Below are 19174 nucleotides of genomic sequence, written 5' to 3' on the forward strand. Positions count from 1 at the left end.
GTTATCTTCAGATAAGACAACAATTTCTTTATTTTTTGTCTTATTTAGCCAAAAAATATTTGATAAAGAGGATGTGTTTAGCATTATATTAAATGATAAGGTTGGATTTCAGCGATCAGACTTTGTTGTAAAGAATCTATTCTTACACAAATCTTTTGATTGTTATTTATTATAGAATTTTACATGGATAAGACTCGAAAGGGCCGGATATTATAACTTTCTTTTTCTTCTATATTCAGTTCATGTATCCCTTTACACTCATAATAATGGTTCAGACATACTTTAATGCGATTTATTTCTTCATCTAAAATCCGGACTAATTTGCCTCCAGATCTGATAAATAATACAATCTCATCCATTATAAATGCTTTGAAATAATCTTTTATTATTTCCAGATAAATAAAGACATACAAATTAAAAAGAGGCTTTTCTACTTTCTTTTTACGGTCACTCCATTGTGACATTATTATATTGAGAGATAGATATATCGTGAAATCTCGCTCAGCTAAATTCTGAGCTATTTTTCTTTGGAGATGGGATTTGGTATAGATTACATACCAACCTTTGATAAAGTTCATAATGTTAAGCAATCACGGTTATTACAGCTTCGCCACTTAAGTCACAGTTTCTTGTGACAAAAGAGATATTAAAGAACTAAAAAAAAGAGAGATTATTAAAGAGACTTTAGATGATAATATTTTTAATCTTTGATTTTTCCGATTCTTAGTGTTTAGTTTTTCTGAGTTGCTAATGTAAAAAAAAAACATTTAAATTATGTCACTAAATTTTGAATTTAACAAAAAATTAATTTCTCATTAGCAGACAACACCTCTTATTATTCACTTTTTTACAGTAAGTTAGGTAAAATAGTTAAAATATTAATGTACAATATATCAACAAGTAATGAAATGAACAATCGAAAATTCGCCCCTAAATTAAATCAAAAACTAGTGACATAATAAGATTTAAGTAGACTTTATAAATTTCAACAAATTAACAAGATTAACAAAAAATTATTTGATAACAATCTCATCAAGGCCACAAGACCTCATGCGAAGATTACATTCTTCGATGCCGTTTTTCAATTTTAAAATTCGTTACTGTAATGACAGATTAAGCGACAATATTCATTTTGAGTTGATAACTTAAAAAAGTCACTTTTTTGCTAATCTCCTTACCATACCTTTAAAAATAATCCCATGAAATGGTAAAACAGAATACCAGTATAATCTCCCGGTCAGTCCATGCGGCCGGAAAACCGCTTTTTGCCAAAGCTTTCCTTTATAAGTTTTAAACATGAGCCATGCCTCACCGGGAAGTTTCATTTCTGCGAAGAGAATAAGTTTTCCTTCTTCTTTGTTTGCATATAAAACACGCCAAAAATCCAAAGCATCACCTTCGTGAAGTTGATCGGGATGTGTTCTCCCACGCCGCAATCCCGGTCCGCCAATCAATAGATCCAAAAACCCCCGTATTTTCCATAGGCTTTGCCCGTACCAACCGTTTGTTCCTCCTAAAGAAAAAACCCGGTTCAGACATTTTTCACGATCATCGTATTCTGCAGTTCTTAGATCCGTAAAGCATCCATATTTTGGGACATCAAGATAATTTTTCAGATTGGAATCACTTCTGCTGCTGATAAAGCTATCCTTCCAGCTTGATATAATTTCCTTATCCTGAATTTTAGCGAGAGTTCTTCTTAAGGCTGTATCATATGAAAATGGCTGAACACCCGTAATCTGTTTTATTTCCAGTAAGCTTTCTGGTCTGCATACCACCTCAATTTTCATACTTCCAACCAGTGCGGAAGCCAAATTATAGGATGTCGAAGTAATAAAATACAACCAATACGAGGACAGTTTGGGTGTCATTACGGGAACTGTAAAAATCTTTCTTTTCAGCCCTCTGATTTTAGCAAATTCCAAGAGCATTTCTTTATAAGTCAAAACATTATCACAACCTATATCAAAATTTCTGCGATAGGCCTTTTCTTTAAATAATGTAAAAATCAGAAAATCAAGAACATTGGCAATTCCTATCGGCTGACATTTTGTGTGAAGCCACCTTGGAGCGATCATTATGGGTAATTTTTCTACCAGATCTCTTATAATTTCAAAAGAAGCACTTCCTGATCCAATAATAATTCCGGCTCTTAAGACCGTGGCAGGAATTTTACATTGCATAAGAATCTTTTCAACCTCAAACCGGGAACTTAAATGTTGGGATAATTCTTTTTCGTTGACCAGACCCGAAAGATAAATGATGTGTTTGCATTCCGTGTTCTCAATAAAATTGGAAAAGTTAACAGCGCATTCTTTTTCTTTTTCAGCATAATCATTGCTATTGCTCATCGAATGCATAAGATAATACGCTCCTGAAATATCTTTCGGAATATTTTCCAGGGTTTCAGGTTTTAAAAAATCTACTTCCACTACTTCCACCTGACTATCGTTAATATCGACACTTTTGGAAAAACGATTTTTATCTCTGCAACAACAGATAACCCGATAACCCTGAGCAGCGATAACGTCGATCATTCTTTTTCCGATGTATCCGGTTGCGCCGGTGAGCAGAATTTTTTTCATAGGATTAGGCTTTGGTGGTTTGACAATGTTTGCCGGTGAAAGAAAAAATTATACCTTTTCTAAAAGATGTCCGAAATAATCTTTCTTTTTTGCCAGGTAACTTTCATTGACCTCATTCGACTCTATTTCCAGCGGAATTCTATTCTTTAGCTTAATTCCACTGTTATCAAGAGATTTCAGCTTTTCAGGATTGTTGGTCAGCAGATTAATTTCATTTACTTTTAAAATCTTCAGCACTTCTATCGCGATATCAAAATTTCTGCCATCAGCCGGTAATCCCAGTTTCAGATTAGCTTCTACCGTGTCAAAGCCTTTTTCCTGAAGTGCATAAGCTCTCAATTTGTTGATGATTCCGATATTCCGACCTTCCTGACGCAGATAAATAATCATTCCGCCGTTCTCATGCACATATTTCATAGCAGCATCCAGCTGTTGCCCGCACTCGCATTTTTTAGAATGAAAAACTTCGCCGGTGATACACTCCGAATGAAAACGCACATTCACCGCAGTACTAAAATCTGTATTTTCCGCCACCCAAACCAGATTCGGATTCCAATCATCTTCGAACTCTGAAAATGCATAAACAGTAAACATTCCAAAATCAGTTGGAATATTCGATTGCGCTTGTATTGTCAACATAATTTAAAAATTAAAAAATCATATAGTACAAATTTATACTTTATTTTAAATAAAAATAAAATTATTTACTAAATTTGTAGATAAATACATTTTCTTATGCAGGAAAATCCAATATCACACAGGAAAAAAAACTGAATTATATATTGAATACCAAAAAGTTATAATAAATGAAAGAGAAGTCCCGGATCAATGTTTCACTAATTACAACCTTTCGAAATTAATTTTTTTGACAAGGTGAAATAAAATAAAATTGAGCACTGATAAATAACAACCGGCCTTTTAATCCAGAGAACAGGCAAAACTTTACAACCCTAAGCAAGAATTCAGACGATTATGGCTAAAATAATAAAACATACCGCTCAACTGATTTTTCCGCATCAGCTTTTTGAGGATACTGATTACCTTATCCAAGATCAGCCGGTATTTTTGATAGAGGAATTCTTATTTTTCAGGCAATATGCGTTTCATAAACAGAAGATAGCTTTTCATCGTGCGACAATGAAGTTCTATGAACATACATTGAAAAAATCCGGTTTTGAGGTTGAATATATCGAAAGTTCATCAAAATACTCAGACATCAGAAACTTAATTCTGAAACTGGAAAACGACCATTTTAAAACTATAAAAACGACAGATGTTTGTGATAATTGGCTGGAAAAAAGATTAAGACAAACCAAATTAGATCTTGAAATTCATGACAGCTCTCTTTTTTTGAATACCAAAGAAGAGCTGAAAGATTACTTTGAAGGGAAGAAATCATACCATCAGACTGATTTTTACAAGCAGCAGAGAATCACCCGGAATATCCTGATGAAGGCAGGAAAACCGCTGGGAGGAAAATGGACCTATGATACGGAAAACCGAAGAAAATATCCTAAAAATAAAAAAGCACCTTTCATATATTTCCCGACAAACAATCAATATTATGAGGAGGCGAAAGAATATACCGAAAAACATTTTTCAAAAAATTACGGAATTCTTACAGATGAACAGCTTTATCCTACAACTTTCAAAGAAGCTGAAAAATGGCTTGAGCAATTCCTGGAAATGCGTTTTCCGGAATTTGGCATTTATGAAGACAGCATCGTGGAGAAAGAAAATTTTCTGCATCACAGTGTTCTTTCTCCATTAATGAATGTAGGACTTTTAACTGCGGAAAATGTTTTGGAAAAAGCCATTTCCTTTGCAAAGGAAAATGATATTCCGGTAAACTCACTGGAAGGTTTTGTTAGACAAATTTTAGGATGGAGAGAATTTGTCCGGGGTGTTTATCTTTATCAGGGTGTGCATCAGCGGAATAAAAATTACTGGAAACACAAGCAAAAACTTCCGGCATCTTTTTATACCGCTAAAACGGGAATCCAGCCAGTTGACAGCTCAATTCAGAAAATTCTAAAAACCGGCTATGCACACCACATCGAAAGGCTGATGATTTTTGCCAATTTAATGAACCTCTGCCAATTCGATCCTGATGAAGTATATCAGTGGTTTATGGAAATGTTCATTGATTCTTATGACTGGGTAATGGTTCCGAATGTATATGGAATGAGCACCTTTTCGGATGGTGGCAAAATGAGTACGAAACCCTACATCAGTGGCAGCAATTACATCAAAAAAATGAGCGATTATCCTAACGGAGAATGGGCAGAACAATGGGATGCACTTTTCTGGAACTTCATCAATGATAACAAGGATTTTTTCGCCAAAAATCCAAGGTTGGGAATGATGTTGAGAACGCTTGAAAAAATGCCGGAAGAGCAACGGAAACAGCATATAAAAAGAGCAAAAGAATTTATTGAAAATCTGAAATAATAAATAAAAATTTCAACATACGGGAAAGGGACCGGATTATCGAGATGGCCTGGGAAGACCGTACTCCATTTGAAGCTATAGCATTTCAGTTTGGGATCAGAGAATCTGAAGTGATTGAAATAATGCGTGCTGAATTAAAAGAATCGAGTTTTAAACTTTGGAGAACGAGGGTGAATTCCGGCGTGAGTCAAAAACATTTAAAAAAGCGAAATGAAGATATCATTCGCTTTAAATGCAGTAGACAAAGAACCATTAGCAACAATAAAATTTCTAAAAGATAATAGAGTAATCATGAAAAATATTGTCATCGTCGGATGTGGAAAAGGAATTGGACATGCAACAGCAGAAATCCTTTCCGAACAAAATAAAATCATAGGAATTTCAAGAACAATAAATCCCGGGGTAAATCATGCTAATATAACATTCCATCAAATGGATATTCTTTCCGGAAATTTAGATGAAATTACTTTTCCTGAAGTTGTAGACGGACTGGTATACTCTCCCGGAAGCATTAATCTGAAACCGTTTAACAGGCTTACCATAGATGAGTTCAAGAATGATTTTGAAATTAATGTGATAGGAGCAGTGAAAGTTATTCAAAAGCTTTTACCGAATCTTAAAAAATCTGAAAGTGCCTCTATTGTACTTTTCAGTTCTGTAGCGGCAAAACTGGGAATGCCGTTTCACTCTTCAATTGCTGCCAGCAAAAACGCTGTGGAAGGTCTTACCAAAAGTTTAGCGGCTGAATTTTCGGCACATAAAATCAGGGTAAATGCCATTGCCCCTTCTTTGACAGATACTGAGCTCGCCTCAAGCCTCTTATCAACTCCTGAAAAAAAGGAAGCATCCGCTAAAAGGCATCCTCTGCAAAGAATTGGAAATGCCGAAGAAATCGCGGAAATGACAGCTTTTTTAATTTCCGATAAATCTTCCTGGATTACGGGCCAGATTTTTGGAATCGACGGTGGAATGGGAAGTGTGAAACTTTAACGTAAAAAAGATATATTTTTAGATTAAATTTGTGCCATGAATACCGATTTTTTCATTGATTTGCTTCATCAGGTAAAAGAATTTGAAAACTCCGAAGCTTGTAAACCTCATTCTACCACTGAGGATTTCCGTCTTTGGCTCAATGATCAGAAATACAGAAAAGAAAGCCCTACAAAGCTTTTTAAAAATGAAGAGCATCAGGTTGCTTTTACCGAAAATGAAATCTGCAAACAGGTTCTGCTTTTGGCAAGATATTCCAAGCAACTTATTAGAAAGGGGCTGAATGACTTTCCTGAATTAGCCAATGAAGAATTCACCTATCTGTATAGACTGAAAGACGAACCAAACCTGACTAAAATTCAGCTCATTGAAAGAAACGGACATGAGAAACAGACGGGGACTCAAATTATCAAGCGTTTATTGGAATACGGTTTAATTGAAGAAAAAAACGACAGCGAAGACAAAAGAAGCAAACGTCTGAACATCACTAAAAAAGGAGAAGATTATTTCCACCGTTCTGTTAAAAAAGTAAATATCACTTCAAGAATTCTTGCCGGAAAGCTTGAAAATAATGAAAAAAATGAATTTCTGGAATTACTCAGAAAGCTTAATGATTTTCATTCTAATCTTTACTTTCAATATAAAAATTCTAATATTGACGAGATTACTGAAGCATTCGACTAGATCCAGAATTACGTGAAGTTTAAACCATGATCTCCTTAAATCGTCTATTCCCGGACCGACACCGGTTGTAAAGGCTAAACCACCAAATAAAGATTCTCTCTTCGAGGTTGCTTTTTTGTTTCTTTAAATGAGATCTTTTTCTCAATTTTCCTATCTTTAAATTTTCAAGTAAGAATTTTCTATGAGCAAGCCTTCTGATCCTAATGCAGAAATGATGAAACGCCTGCAGGACATGCAGAAAGAACAGCTTATCATTGCCCGTTTAGCCAAAGACTTTTCTACCGTTTTAAACAAAAAACAACTTCTTTCTGTTCTCAATACCTCTTTCAAAACTGAACTGGGCTTTAATGATTGTATGATTGTCAGGGATTACAGAGGGATTATTGAAATGCTCATCAGTGGGATTGAAAATCAAAATTACACTATAGATCATGCACTTGATACGTATTTAAAAAAATGCTTTGATTCCGCGGAACCCCTGTTTTTTGATCTTAAAGAATTGTCATCACTTCCTTCCTGTTTTACCGAAGTTAGAAATTCGGGAATGCGAATGGCTGTGGGATTAGGTCTGCCTGCTGTTAATGAAAATAAAAATGTGCTTTTCCTTTTCTACAGAAATTTTATCTCAAGAGATGCTATTCCGGAAAGGATTTTAAACGGCGTTTCTACCCAGGTTTCCATTACTCTTCATAATATTGATGTTCAGGAACAATTGAAAGCGTTTCAAAGAAATATCCAGAACTTTCCTAAAGAAACTGAAGAAGAAAAGAAAAGTGAGTATGGCTTTCATGGAATTGTAGGACAAAGTGAAGTAATGCAGACTATTTTTGAACAGATCTCGCAGGCAGCTCCATCACAATCCAATGTCATCATCTTTGGAGAAACGGGTACAGGAAAGGAGCTTATAGCAAAGGCTATTCATAAACTTTCAGAATTTTCGGGAAAGAAGATGGTCAGGATAAACTGTGCGGCCATTCCTGCCAATCTGATAGAATCCGAACTTTTCGGGCACGAAAAAGGAAGCTTTACCGGAGCAACCGAACAGCGGAAAGGAAAGTTTGAACAGGCGCACAACAGCACCATTTTTCTGGATGAAATAGGTGAACTTCCCCTGGAATTGCAAGCCATACTTCTGAGGGTTCTTCAGGAAAAAGAAATCGAAAGGATCGGGGGAAACAAAAGAATAAAAGTGAATGTAAGGATCATTACGGCCACCAACAGGAATCTTGAAAAAGAAGTCGCGGAAGGACGGTTCAGAAGTGATCTTTTTTACAGGCTGAATGTATTTCCTATCCATCTTCCTGCCTTGCGGGAAAGAAAAGAGGATATTCCTTTACTGGCAAACTACTTCCTTAAGAAACTCTATCCTAAGACAGGTAAAAAGATTACCGGTTTTTCTCAGAACGTGGCAAAAATGATGATTGCCAATCCATGGCTCGGTAATATCCGTGAACTAGAAAATATGGTTGAAAGAAGCATGCTGACGGCAAAAGGAAATATGATCAGGGAAATGGATTTTCCGAAAGTTATTAACTCTCAAAATACGGATCAGGATTTCCGGATCAAAACGCTCCAGGAATTCGAAAAGGAATATATTCTAAAAATAATCAAAAAATGTAACGGCCGTATTTTTGGTGAAACAGGTGCTGCAAAGCTGCTGGGATTACCGCCAACCACGCTGATTTCCAAAATGCAGAAACTCGGAATAGAAAAAAAACACTATTTCAAGGGATCTGAATAATGTTTGTCAAGCTCCATTTCTATTTTCCCGGAAGACAAAGCCCAGAAAATCCAAAGGCCTAAAATGATCAGCAGCGACAAGACCGGGATCCAGAACGACAGGATTAATGCAATCACATAAATCGGAAGCCCGTAAAAGTAATTATTATGGATCTTTTTTATAGCAGCATCGGTAATACCGGGACGCAAAAGTTTTTTATTCTGGGTGGCCAGAAACCATAATAAATTATAAGCAAGATTGATCAGAACAAAAATACCGGTATAAATTGCCACAACAACAGAGGAAGCTTCACCGTCAAAATACCTTGCCAGCAAAGCGGTAGGATAAGAAACTGCTGAAACCAGAAAAAGGATCAGTCCATTCGCAAACATAATTGCGGAATTCCGACTATAGATCTGTTTGAAGATCTTATGATGGTTTACCCACATGATGAAAATGCTGAAAAATGAAAGGATAAATGCCAGAAATGCCGGCCATTGATTCTTCAGAAAGACCAGCAGATCGTTCTCGTTCTGTATTGAATGCTCTTCAGGGAAATGAAGATCCAATACCAAAAGCGTAACGGCTATTGCAAAAATGCCATCACTGAATCCTTCTATTCTGAGTGTTTCTTTTTCCATAATTACCTGATTGATTTATTATTTGATACTCTGCGTAAAGGCATAATGATTTTGTCCTCAATTATTTGAAGAATTATGATTAAAAAAATGAATGAAAATATGGTCTCCGGTTAGCTTTGCCCGGGATTATTTATAGCCTTTGTCAATTCCTAATTTTTTCATTTTGGAATATAAAGTCTGAGCTTGTATTTTCAGCAGCTCTGCAGCACCGCCAGGTCCGGAAACTTTTCCGTTAGAAGTCTGAAGCGCACTTATAATATGATCTCTTTCCATATCTTCCAATGATTTCAGCTGGCCTGGCATTTCAGAAGATTTTTCAATGATTTTGGGCAGATCAAAGCTTTCTATTTCTGCGGTTTTGGCCAACAGAACACTTCGTTCGATCAAATGCTCCAGCTCACGAATGTTTCCCGGCCAGTGATAATTCAGCAACTGTTCTAATGCTTTTTCACTGATAGAAGTGATATTTCTTCTCGAAGCAGCGGCATATTTATTCAGGAAAAAATGGGCCAGCAATACGATATCTTCCTTTCTTTCTCTCAGCGGAGGCAGTTCTATAGGGAAAACATTCAAACGGTAATACAGATCCAGCCTGAATCTTCCTTCCGCCACTTCTTTTTCCAGGGAGCGGTTGGTCGCTGCAACAATTCTTACATTTACTTTAACTGTATTATGTCCACCAAGCCGTTCAATTTCCTTTTCCTGTAAAACTCTCAGTAATTTAATTTGTGAATCCAGTGGCAGCTCTCCTATTTCATCCAGGAAGACGGTTCCTCCGTTGGCTTGTTCAAATTTTCCGATCCTCAATGTATTGGCTCCGGTAAAGCTTCCTTTTTCATGTCCGAAGAGCTCGGATTCGATAAGCGCATGCGGCAGTGCGGCACAGTTGACTACAACAATAGGATGAGCGCTGCGGTCTGAAAGCTCATGAACGGAATGAGCCACTTTTTCCTTACCCGTTCCGCTTTCCCCGACCACCAGAACAGAGGTATCTGTAGGAGCGACTATTCTTATTTTTTCAACAACATCCTGAAGTACCTTACTTTTCCCGATAATTCCTTCAATCACTTCACGATTTCCGTTATCTGTACACAGTTCACAGCCTCTTTCCATATCATAACGGTATCTGGCAATGTCAAGCATAACAATCATATCACGCTCCCGGAAAGGTTTTACCATAAATCCGTAGGGCTGCGTTTCTTTCACTGCTTCCAGGGTAGACTGGTTGGTATTGGCTGAAATATAAAGAAAAGGCAGATTCATTTCACGCAGTTCCCAGGCAAGATCGATTCCTGTGAGGTCTCCTTTTAAGATGATATCAAGAAGTACCCAATCCGGCTTGCTGTCTGCAATCAGTTTTCTGGCCTGAACCACCGAAGATGCGATTCCTGTGATCTGGTAACCGGCTTTCATCAGCATCAGCTTCAGATCATTGGCTACAATAAATTCATCTTCTACAATTAATATTTTTTCTTTCATGATAGTCAGCCTTTAGTTGGAAGGAGTTATTTCTGTATTTCTTCTGAATGTAATTGTAATTTTTAATCCACTTTTATTTTCGAGATGGAAGGTCCCGTCTAACTGGTCAGTAAGCCCCCGCATCAGGTTCATTCCCAGAGATTCCGTTTCTTCAATATTGAAATCATTGGGAAGCCCTACTCCATTATCTGATATAATCAGTTCACAAAGATGGTCATCCGTATTTTTGAATGAGACGGAAACTTCACCTTTCCGGTCATCCGGAAACGCGTATTTTACCGTATTATTGACTGCTTCATTAACAATTAATCCCATAGGAACCGCCTGGGCGACGTCAAGTAACACTTTATCAGTATCCACTGTGAAATTAATTTTTTTGTCATATGAATAACATTCTTTGATATAAGTGATCAACTCATAAATATACCATGACATATCAATCATCGAAAGATTATCGGACTGATAAAGTTTCTGATGGATAATGGACATAGCATGCATTCTGTGCTGGCTGTTCTGGATGGCCATCAGGGCATCTTCATTATCCAGGTAAGCAGACTGCGTATTCAGCAGGCTGATCACAATCTGCAGATTGTTTTTGACCCTATGATGGATCTCTTTTAAGAGCCATTCTTTTTCGGCAAGTAATTTTTTCAGCTGTTCGTTCTGTTCATCAATCTGCTTACGTTTCAGTTCCAGGTTTTTATTGGCATTGCTTTTTAATCTTGATCGGTTATACAACAAGGCAGCAAAAAGGATCAGTGCGAGAATACTTCCAATGAAAACATATCTGATAAAGGTATCATTCGCAATCTTAATATCCTGTAGTTTTGCTTTCTGGGTCAGCAGCTGAATGTTTTTATCTTTCTGTTCTGTCTCAAACTGAATTTTAAGGCTGTTGATCTGCTTGCTTTTTTCGCCGTTAAAAACAGAATCTGAAAGTTTCTTGTACAGCTGATAATGCTGTATGGCATCCAGGTATTTTCCCTGTACAGAATCTGCTTTGAACCACATTAAATGGTTTTCCGAACGAAGCATATCATTTCCGTTATTTTTAGCTATCGAATCAAAAAGCCTCGCTTCGCGGTACATTTTATCAAAGTTACGGGTCTGGTAATGATAAAAAACAAAGCTTCGCAGCAATGAAGCCTGCTGATTGTTCTTTTCTGCATTTTCACCGTAATAGGCGACCAGTTTTTTGTAGTAGGCTTCGGCTTTATTAAACTGCTTTAAAATGGTATAGGTGCTGAACAGGATATAATTTTCTGACATTTCAAAATCCTGGTCTACGATAGGGTAACGTTCTCTATATTCTTCTATCATGGTAATAGCCTGCTTAAACTTTTTCTGCCTGATCAGCATCGTAGAAATATTATTGGCAACGGTTCTGATGTAGCTGTTATCTTTATTTTTTTTAGCAGTAGCTAAGGATTTTTCCCAATATCTCATGGCATCGTCGTTCTGGCGGAGATAGTAATACACCATTCCGATATTGCTGTAAATAGAACACATCTGCAAAGAATAATCATTTACGCTTTCTGCTGTTTTTTCTGCCAGAAGACCATAACGGAGTGCTTCCCCATAATCCGCCTTCTGAATTTCAACCTGGGAAATAAGGTTATAAACACTCTGTAATTCTCTGAATTTCACCGACTGATAAACAGAAAGGGATTGCCTGAGCAAACCGAGCGCTTTATCAGGATTTTCTTTGATATAATATAGTTCTCCAAGATCTTTTAAAACGCCTGCCTGATTCAGTTTTGATCCTGAATTTTTAAAAAGTTCCAATGCTTTTTCTTTCAATCTAATTTTAGTATCAAAATACTCGGGTTTATTGTCATACATATACGATAACTCGTTATATGCCTCTCCGGTCTGTTCCTTAAATTGATGGGTTTCAAAATAAGCAAGTGCTTCTTTCATTTTGGATAAAGCAATGTTTTTACTGCCTCTTTCTTTATCTAGTTTAGCATCCAGAAATATGAGCTTTCCGGCAGACATCGGATCTCCGGATTTTATATTCAGTGCTTTTGCCTGTCTGTTCAGAATAGCGGCACTGTCGAGATCAGCCTTCAACTCTCCTTTTTTACTAATATAATAGTTACTCAGCCGCAACAATAAAGTGGTTTTCTGAGTAGTATTGGGGGAAGAGGAAATCTGTTTTCTCAACAGTGCAGGATTTTCTTGGATTTGTGCTTTTATACTCCATGAAAACATAAAAACCAATGAAAAATATACTACCTTAAATAGATTTTTTGATAAAAAATAAAGCCTGAAATTCATTTTTTAAAGGTAATATTTTATACCGTATTTTGCCATAGTCCCGTACTAGTTTTTACGGTGATAAAAATAGCAGATGATCATGGCCAGCCCCGGTAAAATCAATGTTTCGAGTCCAAATTGTTTTCCCGCATATGCTCCTAAAAAACAGCCTATCAGAAATCCAAGTATGGTAACCAACTGCTTCTTCAGGCTTGCCCAGGCTTCAGGGTGTTGAAAGCCACTTGACAGAAGCGTTCCAAAATCCAGGGAAGCCTGGGTTACATTTCCTGTCATCATGGTAGTAGGACCATGGGTTTCCTTTGCATAGAGTTTCCCGAAAGCATTCTGAAGCCCCATCGCAAAAACGGTCATTATAGCCACAGTATACATCATAACTTCTGAAAACGTTCCGTAGTAACTGAGAACGGCAACAATAATTCCGGCTAAAAAAAGCAATGTTCCTTCCCAGAATAGCAGCGTGTAATGATTGATAACTTTCCCGGCAATCTTCCCTCCTGCCATAACCGCGAGAATAAAGACCGGAAAAGTAAGCAGCTTTACCCAGGCATGAATATCCGATCCCTTCACAAACTGATAGGCAAATACAATAAAGTTCCCTGTAACATGTGCCGAAAAAAGGGCATCTGCCGCTACAAATGTCACGGTATCACAGTATCCGGCAATCATGGTTAACAATAAGGTGACAAAACCGATATTATGTTTTACTTCCATTTTTCTATTTTAAATGTGAACGGAGCATCCAGGCCATTTTCTCATGGGCTTCCAGTAATCCTGTAATGTAGTCGCTTGTCCCTGAATCACGGAATTCCACAGCGAAGTTTTCAATATTTTCACGAAGATGAATGATGATACTTTCGTGGTCGGAAAGAAGCGCTCTGATGTAAGTTAGGCTGTCGTTCGATTCAAGATGGTGCTCAGACAAATGGGTTAATTCAAGATATTCCCTTAAAGTAGCCGGTGCATAATGTCCCAGCGTCCTGATTCTTTCAGCCAGATCATCAATGATGTCGTCCAGCTGCCCGTATTGTGCTTCAAAAAACAGGTGTTTATTGTAAAAATCCGGTCCTTCGACATTCCAATGTGCTTTTCTAGTTTTGGTATACAATACAAATTCGTCTGCTAAAGTGGTAACCAGTACCTCAGCAACTTTTGCTAAATTTTCGTTTTTAATTCCGATTGAAGTTTTCATTTTATAAAATATTTAATAAGTAATAATCAAGTGAATATCTTCCTGCACCCAATGCAAGAATCAGTAACAGGGAAAGGGTGTACATAAAAGGAACATCCCGCACTTCCAATGAATCCTTTCTATGAACCACAAAATATCCGATAGCCGTCACGCCGATTGTCGGTAAAACCGCAAGCCTGGTTCCCAGTCCTAAAATAATCAGAAACGGAACTACCAGATCAGCAAATGAAGCAACTATGGCATTGAGTTGATCAGGCAATCCCAGAGGGTTTGGAATGACTTCCCTTTGCCCGTTTTCCAGTCTGAATTTCTTTAAGCCATGCACTCTGAACAATTGAATCGCAAGGAGTACCCGGAAAACCAAGAATGAAGCATCATTACATGGTGAACCTAAATCCGATGAAAGGATCTGTTTTAAAATTTCCATATGTATTGATAGTTAAAAAGCAAAGCACGAACAGCCTAGAGCTCCCCAGAATGTGTGGTAATTATTAACGGGCACATTGCTCATTCTTGCCTGGTTATGGTTATGATGGTGAATATCGCAGCTTCCTGCACAGCTGTGAATTTGTGAGGTCAGCGGGGCTTTTAAATCCTGTTTCGCATTTTTCTCAATTTCTTTCTGAAAATGTCCGCCTGCAGGGTAATATCCGTTGTAAAGATTGGTGGGAGACCAGTCCGGAAGCACAGGAATAGATGGTGGTGCATAAGATGAGAATGTTCCTTTGGCATAGACTATTTTCCCGTCTACAATGGTCATTTCCGCTTCAATATTTTTGATATCTTCATCATCAACCGTAAAATAATCCTGATCAAGAACTGCCAGATCGGCAAACATTCCTACCCTGATATCACCTTTTTTCTGCTGTTCCTGAGAAAACCATGCGCTGCCTTTTGTGTACAGTTCCAATGCGGTTGATCTGTCCAGCTTTGATTCATGATACAATTGAAGTCCGCCAACAGTTTTACCTGCGGTCAGCCAATACATGGAAACCCACGGATTGTAGCTGCTTACCCTTGTGGCATCTGAGCCTCCACCTACAGGAACTCCCATTTCCAGCATTTTTTTTACGGGTGGTGTACTTTCTGCGGCGCCGGAACCATAACGGTCTGCAAAATATTCTCCCTGATAAGCCATTCTGCTCTGGATGGCGATTCCTCCGCCAAGCATTTTTACACGTTCTATATTTTTTTCATCAATGGTTTCTGCATGATCAAAAATCCATGGAAGACCATTAAAAGGAATATCCCGGTTTACTTTTTCAAAAACATTTAAAAAACGGGTGATGCTTTCATTATAGGTTGCATGAAGTCTGAATGGCCAGCGGTTTTCTACCAGTAAACGGACTACTTTTTCGAGATCTGCTTCCATGTTTTCAGGCAGGTCAGGTCTTGGCTGAAGAAAATCTTCAAAATCGGCTGCAGAAAATACCAGCATCTCTCCTGCCCCGTTGTGACGGTACATATCGTCCCCCTGATATAATTTTACCGTGTCGATCCAATCGCTGAAATCTTCAAATTCATGCTTAGGTTTCTGGGTAAAAAGATTATAGGCGATCCTTACGGTAAGCTGTTTTTTCTCATTCAGTTCGTTCACCACCTGATAATCATCCGGAAAATTCTGGAATCCTCCGCCGGCATCAATGACACTGGTAATTCCGAAGCGGTTCAGTTCTGTCATAAAATGCCTTGTGGAATTCAGCTGGTGTTCGTAAGAAAGCTTCGGGCCTTTTGCCAGTGTTGAGTATAAGATCATGGCATTGGGTGTGGCAATAATCAACCCTGTGGGTTCACCGTTAGCATCTCTTTCAATATGTCCGCCTGCCGGAGCCGGAGTATCTTTGGTAAATCCTACTGCTTTTAATGCAGCTCTGTTCATCAATGCCCTGTCGTATAAATGCAGAATAAAAACTGGTGTTTCGGGGGCGATAGCATTAATCTCTTCCAGGGTTGGCATCCTTCTTTCTGCAAATTGGAATTCGGACCATCCTCCTACGACACGAACCCATTGCGGAGAAGGCGTACGGTCTACCTGGTCTTTTAACATTCTGAGCGCGTCGGCCAGTGACGGAACCCCGTCCCATCTTAATTCCAGGTTGTAATTCAATCCGCCACGAATCAGGTGAATGTGAGAATCATTGATTCCCGGTACTACTCTTTTCTTTCTGAGATCAATAAGTTCTGTAGATTCATCTACAAACTGGTCTGCCAGTCCGTAATTTCCAACCGCGATAATTTTCCCGTCTTTAATGGCCACTGCAGAAACGTCCGGAGTTTCTTTATTGAAAGTGTGTATTTTTCCGTTGTATATGATAAGATCTGCTTTCATCTTTAATTATTTGGTGTTCAACTTTGAAATAGCTTCCTGAATTCCTCCTCCGGCAACGGTGAAAAAAGACGGTCCGGCCAGCAGAATCAGTTTTTTTAGCTTCATTGTATCGGATAAATGCTGAGCTTTTAAATAAGACTGTGTACGGTAGGCATCAAAAGCGCCCAAAACCACATTTTCTGCCACTAAGGCGGTTGGAGAATCAATTCCGGCATCTTTGATATCACTGGCAAAGGATACGGTATGTACCTGTAGTTTCAAAGCTTCTCTCATGGCAACACCTCCTACTTCTTTCATCAGTTCGGCATCGAAAGAGTTTCTGTTACCCAAGCCTATCAACAGCAATTTTCCGGAGGCAAGGCTTCCTTTCGGAGGATTAATTAATAAGGTTTCTAAAGCGTGTCCCTTGAACTGTCCTTTTTTACGGACTTCTGTAATAATTCCTTTTAATGCTTCATCCAGATGAACCATGCCGTTCAGTTCTTTGGGAAGCGCAGGAGGATTGAAAATATCTCCTTCCGTATACTCGAAAACACAGGCGATCTGTAAATCTGCTTTGGCCGCAGATGGCCCCTGTACCATACCTATGACAGAAATCCCGTCAACAGTTCCCCATGTTTTTGAGGTCCCGATAGCTGTTTTTCCTGCAACAGCCTGTGCTGAAACGAATTGGGTTCCCGCAGTTGCCAACACCAATACTGTAAAGATTGTTTTTGACCAATTGATGTATTTTGAAATTGAATTTTGCATAATAAATGATTTAGTAATGATTAAAATTTGAATCCCAGCCTTATATTCCAGAAAACACCGCTTTTTGCATCCTGAATGATATCTTCGATAAAAGGTCCTTTGTGGAAATACTGAAGTCCGCTCACCAAAGAAAAATGTTTGTTGAAATTATAGGTAAAGCTGGTTAAATAAGCCGTTCCGATATACCTTTTATCTGAGCTGCTTCCGGGACGGTTCAATGCTCCGCTTGGCCGGTAAACTCCGTCGTTCAGGGAATATCGCCAGTTGAAGACAACATCCATCTGCATTTTGAGTTTGGAAGTCAGATCAAGGGTCATATACGGATGAATATCAATTAAATTGACAGGACCCACCTGCGGACTGAAGCCGAAATACCCTCCTTTTGGATATAAAGGATTAAATGTACCGAGCTTTCCATCGTTTTTAGAATGATCTCCTGATATATAATCGTTTCTCAGATTGATGCTTGGGCTGAATCTAACGTTTTCAAAGAGATATCCTACATCCACAGAGCCCGTCCAGGCACTGATATTGTCGTTTCCAAAACGTCCGAACTGATAGGCCGCTTCCAGGTTATAGATAAATCCGCCGCCATATTTCCAGAGCCTTCCGCCAATTGTGTGACGCTTTTCTCTGGCTGTTCCGGCTTCAAAAACAGATTCATCTCTACGGATTCCGAGGTAATATAGATCCAGATTTCCGGTTTCAGGAATAATAATTTTGGAATAAAGTCCCCAAAGGTTAAGCTGCTTTGAAATGGTATTATCAAAAACGCCGGTCTTGATAGAGTCTGCCATCATCGCAAAAGCATCTACGGAAATATTTTTATAGGAATACATGATTTTGGCTCCTGTAAAAGACAACCTTGCATTCGGCCCTTCCCTCACAGAAATTAATCTTCCGGAACCGTAGTCCAGCTCCTGTCTTCCCAGTCTCACTATCAGCTTCTGATCTTCCATATTCACCAAACCTGCATCCAGAAAGAGGTTCTGAATATTCATCTGGTCTTCATCAATGCCTCTTGAACCGTTTTTTCTTCCGTTTTGCAAAGCACTTCTGATCTGTGAAAATATTCTGAAGTTTTTCCCGAAATGCCAGTCTGCATGAAGATCATAGCGTTGGAGAAAAAAGTCGTTGTGTCCTATGTTAAGCCTTCCCCAATCTTCGTTGTTGAAATCCACATATTCATACCTTGCCTCACCACCCAATGAGAGATAGATATCTTTCTTTTCATTGAGAGGGAGATATTTAATTTTATCATAAAAGCTTTTGGTGGAATCTTTCAGATATTCATAATTTTCATCATACCGCAGAAGTTTAAAGCTCTGGGAGGAGAAAGTTTCAGAACATAAAAGAACTGTCATGATAAAAGCTTTTAAAAACAGTATTGAAGGTGCAGATTTCAACATTGAAAATGGTATATGGATTTTAGTGATTCAGCATATGGTGAGCATAGTGGATTCCCAATCCGTAAGAAGCACCATATTTTTTCATAAGGTCAGTTACAGGACCATATGTTTCCTGACGTGCCCAGTCTCTCTGAAGTTCCAGGATATACTGAATGGAAGTCATAGGCTTTACTCCTGAATGGATCATTCTCTGTACAGCTCTTTCGTGTGCCTCATCGCTTACATCGCCACAGGCATCGGTAATGACGTACACGTCATAGCCTTCCTCAAGTGCAGATAATGCCGGCCCCACAATACAAACGCCTGTCCATAATCCTGCGAGAACCAGTTTTTGCTTCTTGGTTCCTGTAATGGCTTTATAAGCGGCTTCATCTTCCCATGTATTCATCGTTGTTCTGTCTATATAGCCTGAGGTTGCCATAGGATATGCTTCCTCGATTTCCGGGAAAACAGGACCTGAAAAGCTTTGTTCTGCAACTGTAGTAATGATGGTCGGAACATTGAATATTTTGGATGCCCCACACAGTACTGCTACATTGTTACGCAGTTCGTTCATAGAGATACTTTTGGTTGCAAATGCCATTTGTCCTTCAAAATCAATCAGTACCAGTGCATGATTTTCAGGAGAAAGTAGTTTTGATGATGGTTTCATAAAGTTTATTTAGAT

18 protein-coding genes are annotated in these 19174 nt (G+C 38.4%); 5 read left to right on the top strand and 13 right to left on the bottom strand.

Translation table 11 applies throughout. The features are described from left to right. Positions 1-179: 179 nt before the first annotated feature. From nusG to ribA, 3 genes are all read right to left on the bottom strand, one after another. Positions 180-578, bottom strand: coding sequence for a transcription termination/antitermination protein NusG (gene nusG / locus ACNFU2_RS07180; RefSeq protein WP_273648455.1), 399 nt, complete (start codon positions 576-578; stop codon positions 180-182). A gap of 576 nt (positions 579-1154) precedes the next feature. Next, on the bottom strand, positions 1155-2585 hold the full coding sequence (locus ACNFU2_RS07185; protein ID WP_273648456.1) for an SDR family oxidoreductase: 1431 nt from the start codon (positions 2583-2585) through the stop codon (positions 1155-1157). A 48-nt stretch (positions 2586-2633) separates the two neighbouring features. Further along, complete coding sequence (ribA, locus tag ACNFU2_RS07190) at positions 2634-3224, bottom strand: GTP cyclohydrolase II (protein WP_273648457.1); 591 nt, start codon at positions 3222-3224, stop codon at positions 2634-2636. A gap of 333 nt (positions 3225-3557) precedes the next feature. Between ribA and ACNFU2_RS07195 the strand changes: the two genes are divergently transcribed. From ACNFU2_RS07195 to ACNFU2_RS07215, 5 genes are all read left to right on the top strand, one after another. Next, on the top strand, positions 3558-5036 hold the full coding sequence (locus tag ACNFU2_RS07195; RefSeq protein ID WP_273648458.1) for a cryptochrome/photolyase family protein: 1479 nt from the start codon (positions 3558-3560) through the stop codon (positions 5034-5036). A 44-nt stretch (positions 5037-5080) separates the two neighbouring features. Beyond that, positions 5081-5317, top strand: a complete 237-nt coding sequence (locus ACNFU2_RS07200) for a TIGR03643 family protein (RefSeq protein WP_273648459.1) — start codon at positions 5081-5083, stop codon at positions 5315-5317. A 10-nt stretch (positions 5318-5327) separates the two neighbouring features. Next, the gene (locus ACNFU2_RS07205) at positions 5328-6026 is read left to right on the top strand and encodes an SDR family NAD(P)-dependent oxidoreductase (protein ID WP_273651056.1); all 699 of its coding nucleotides are present in this window, start codon (positions 5328-5330) and stop codon (positions 6024-6026) included. A gap of 36 nt (positions 6027-6062) precedes the next feature. Further along, the gene (locus ACNFU2_RS07210) at positions 6063-6710 is read left to right on the top strand and encodes a MarR family winged helix-turn-helix transcriptional regulator (RefSeq protein ID WP_172279111.1); all 648 of its coding nucleotides are present in this window, start codon (positions 6063-6065) and stop codon (positions 6708-6710) included. A 181-nt stretch (positions 6711-6891) separates the two neighbouring features. Next, positions 6892-8451, top strand: a complete 1560-nt coding sequence (locus tag ACNFU2_RS07215) for a sigma-54 interaction domain-containing protein (RefSeq protein WP_306614608.1) — start codon at positions 6892-6894, stop codon at positions 8449-8451. On the opposite strand, the gene ACNFU2_RS07220 is transcribed toward ACNFU2_RS07215, so the two are convergent. The 10 genes from ACNFU2_RS07220 to ACNFU2_RS07265 form a co-directional block, all read right to left on the bottom strand. Beyond that, positions 8430-9071, bottom strand: a complete 642-nt coding sequence (locus tag ACNFU2_RS07220; protein ID WP_306614610.1) for a TMEM175 family protein — start codon at positions 9069-9071, stop codon at positions 8430-8432. The genes ACNFU2_RS07215 and ACNFU2_RS07220 overlap by 22 nt on opposite strands. 126 nt (positions 9072-9197) lie before the next feature. Further along, positions 9198-10550 (bottom strand): sigma-54-dependent transcriptional regulator, encoded by a 1353-nt coding sequence (locus ACNFU2_RS07225; RefSeq protein ID WP_418124450.1) that lies wholly within the window; start codon positions 10548-10550, stop codon positions 9198-9200. A 12-nt stretch (positions 10551-10562) separates the two neighbouring features. Continuing rightward, positions 10563-12830 carry a histidine kinase dimerization/phosphoacceptor domain -containing protein gene (locus tag ACNFU2_RS07230; RefSeq protein WP_418124452.1) on the bottom strand — a complete coding sequence of 756 codons (2268 nt, stop codon included), beginning with the start codon at positions 12828-12830 and terminating at the stop codon, positions 10563-10565. Between the two features lie 45 nt (positions 12831-12875). After that, entirely contained in the window at positions 12876-13541 is a 666-nt protein-coding gene (locus ACNFU2_RS07235; protein WP_418124454.1) for a YoaK family protein, read from the bottom strand. A gap of 4 nt (positions 13542-13545) precedes the next feature. After that, complete coding sequence (locus tag ACNFU2_RS07240; RefSeq protein WP_273648465.1) at positions 13546-14019, bottom strand: Dps family protein; 474 nt, start codon at positions 14017-14019, stop codon at positions 13546-13548. Position 14020: 1 nt separating this feature from the next. Continuing rightward, a complete protein-coding gene (locus ACNFU2_RS07245; RefSeq protein ID WP_273648466.1) occupies positions 14021-14446 on the bottom strand; it encodes a DoxX family protein in 426 nt (141 codons plus the stop codon). A 12-nt stretch (positions 14447-14458) separates the two neighbouring features. Next, complete coding sequence (locus tag ACNFU2_RS07250; protein WP_273648467.1) at positions 14459-16348, bottom strand: amidohydrolase; 1890 nt, start codon at positions 16346-16348, stop codon at positions 14459-14461. 6 nt (positions 16349-16354) lie between these two features. Next, positions 16355-17098, bottom strand: a complete 744-nt coding sequence (locus tag ACNFU2_RS07255) for a M17 family peptidase N-terminal domain-containing protein (RefSeq protein WP_306614616.1) — start codon at positions 17096-17098, stop codon at positions 16355-16357. A gap of 20 nt (positions 17099-17118) precedes the next feature. Continuing rightward, on the bottom strand, positions 17119-18462 hold the full coding sequence (locus tag ACNFU2_RS07260; RefSeq protein WP_306614618.1) for an alginate export family protein: 1344 nt from the start codon (positions 18460-18462) through the stop codon (positions 17119-17121). A 64-nt stretch (positions 18463-18526) separates the two neighbouring features. Continuing rightward, positions 18527-19159, bottom strand: a complete 633-nt coding sequence (locus ACNFU2_RS07265; RefSeq protein WP_273648470.1) for a hydrolase — start codon at positions 19157-19159, stop codon at positions 18527-18529. Positions 19160-19174: the final 15 nt, after the last annotated feature.

It is taken from the genome of Chryseobacterium sp. PTM-20240506, assembly GCF_048296755.1.
Taxonomy (GTDB): domain Bacteria; phylum Bacteroidota; class Bacteroidia; order Flavobacteriales; family Weeksellaceae; genus Chryseobacterium; species Chryseobacterium proteolyticum.

What these genes read in the sequence shown, in the direction of transcription:
- ACNFU2_RS07185 (WP_273648456.1), bottom strand. Translation starts at nt 2,585, where the DNA reads ATGAAAAAAATTCTGCTCACCGGCGCAACCGGATACATCGGAAAAAGA.
- ACNFU2_RS07210 (WP_172279111.1), top strand. Translation starts at nt 6,063, where the DNA reads ATGAATACCGATTTTTTCATTGATTTGCTTCATCAGGTAAAAGAATTT.
- ACNFU2_RS07225 (WP_418124450.1), bottom strand. Translation starts at nt 10,550, where the DNA reads ATGAAAGAAAAAATATTAATTGTAGAAGATGAATTTATTGTAGCCAAT.
- ACNFU2_RS07245 (WP_273648466.1), bottom strand. Translation starts at nt 14,446, where the DNA reads ATGGAAATTTTAAAACAGATCCTTTCATCGGATTTAGGTTCACCATGT.
- ACNFU2_RS07200 (WP_273648459.1), top strand. Translation starts at nt 5,081, where the DNA reads ATGGCCTGGGAAGACCGTACTCCATTTGAAGCTATAGCATTTCAGTTT.
- ACNFU2_RS07235 (WP_418124454.1), bottom strand. Translation starts at nt 13,541, where the DNA reads ATGGAAGTAAAACATAATATCGGTTTTGTCACCTTATTGTTAACCATG.
- nusG (WP_273648455.1), bottom strand. Translation starts at nt 578, where the DNA reads ATGAACTTTATCAAAGGTTGGTATGTAATCTATACCAAATCCCATCTC.
- ACNFU2_RS07265 (WP_273648470.1), bottom strand. Translation starts at nt 19,159, where the DNA reads ATGAAACCATCATCAAAACTACTTTCTCCTGAAAATCATGCACTGGTA.
- ACNFU2_RS07240 (WP_273648465.1), bottom strand. Translation starts at nt 14,019, where the DNA reads ATGAAAACTTCAATCGGAATTAAAAACGAAAATTTAGCAAAAGTTGCT.
- ACNFU2_RS07255 (WP_306614616.1), bottom strand. Translation starts at nt 17,098, where the DNA reads ATGCAAAATTCAATTTCAAAATACATCAATTGGTCAAAAACAATCTTT.
- ACNFU2_RS07195 (WP_273648458.1), top strand. Translation starts at nt 3,558, where the DNA reads ATGGCTAAAATAATAAAACATACCGCTCAACTGATTTTTCCGCATCAG.
- ACNFU2_RS07250 (WP_273648467.1), bottom strand. Translation starts at nt 16,348, where the DNA reads ATGAAAGCAGATCTTATCATATACAACGGAAAAATACACACTTTCAAT.
- ACNFU2_RS07215 (WP_306614608.1), top strand. Translation starts at nt 6,892, where the DNA reads ATGAGCAAGCCTTCTGATCCTAATGCAGAAATGATGAAACGCCTGCAG.
- ACNFU2_RS07220 (WP_306614610.1), bottom strand. Translation starts at nt 9,071, where the DNA reads ATGGAAAAAGAAACACTCAGAATAGAAGGATTCAGTGATGGCATTTTT.
- ACNFU2_RS07230 (WP_418124452.1), bottom strand. Translation starts at nt 12,830, where the DNA reads ATGAATTTCAGGCTTTATTTTTTATCAAAAAATCTATTTAAGGTAGTA.
- ACNFU2_RS07205 (WP_273651056.1), top strand. Translation starts at nt 5,328, where the DNA reads ATGAAAAATATTGTCATCGTCGGATGTGGAAAAGGAATTGGACATGCA.
- ACNFU2_RS07260 (WP_306614618.1), bottom strand. Translation starts at nt 18,462, where the DNA reads ATGACAGTTCTTTTATGTTCTGAAACTTTCTCCTCCCAGAGCTTTAAA.
- ribA (WP_273648457.1), bottom strand. Translation starts at nt 3,224, where the DNA reads ATGTTGACAATACAAGCGCAATCGAATATTCCAACTGATTTTGGAATG.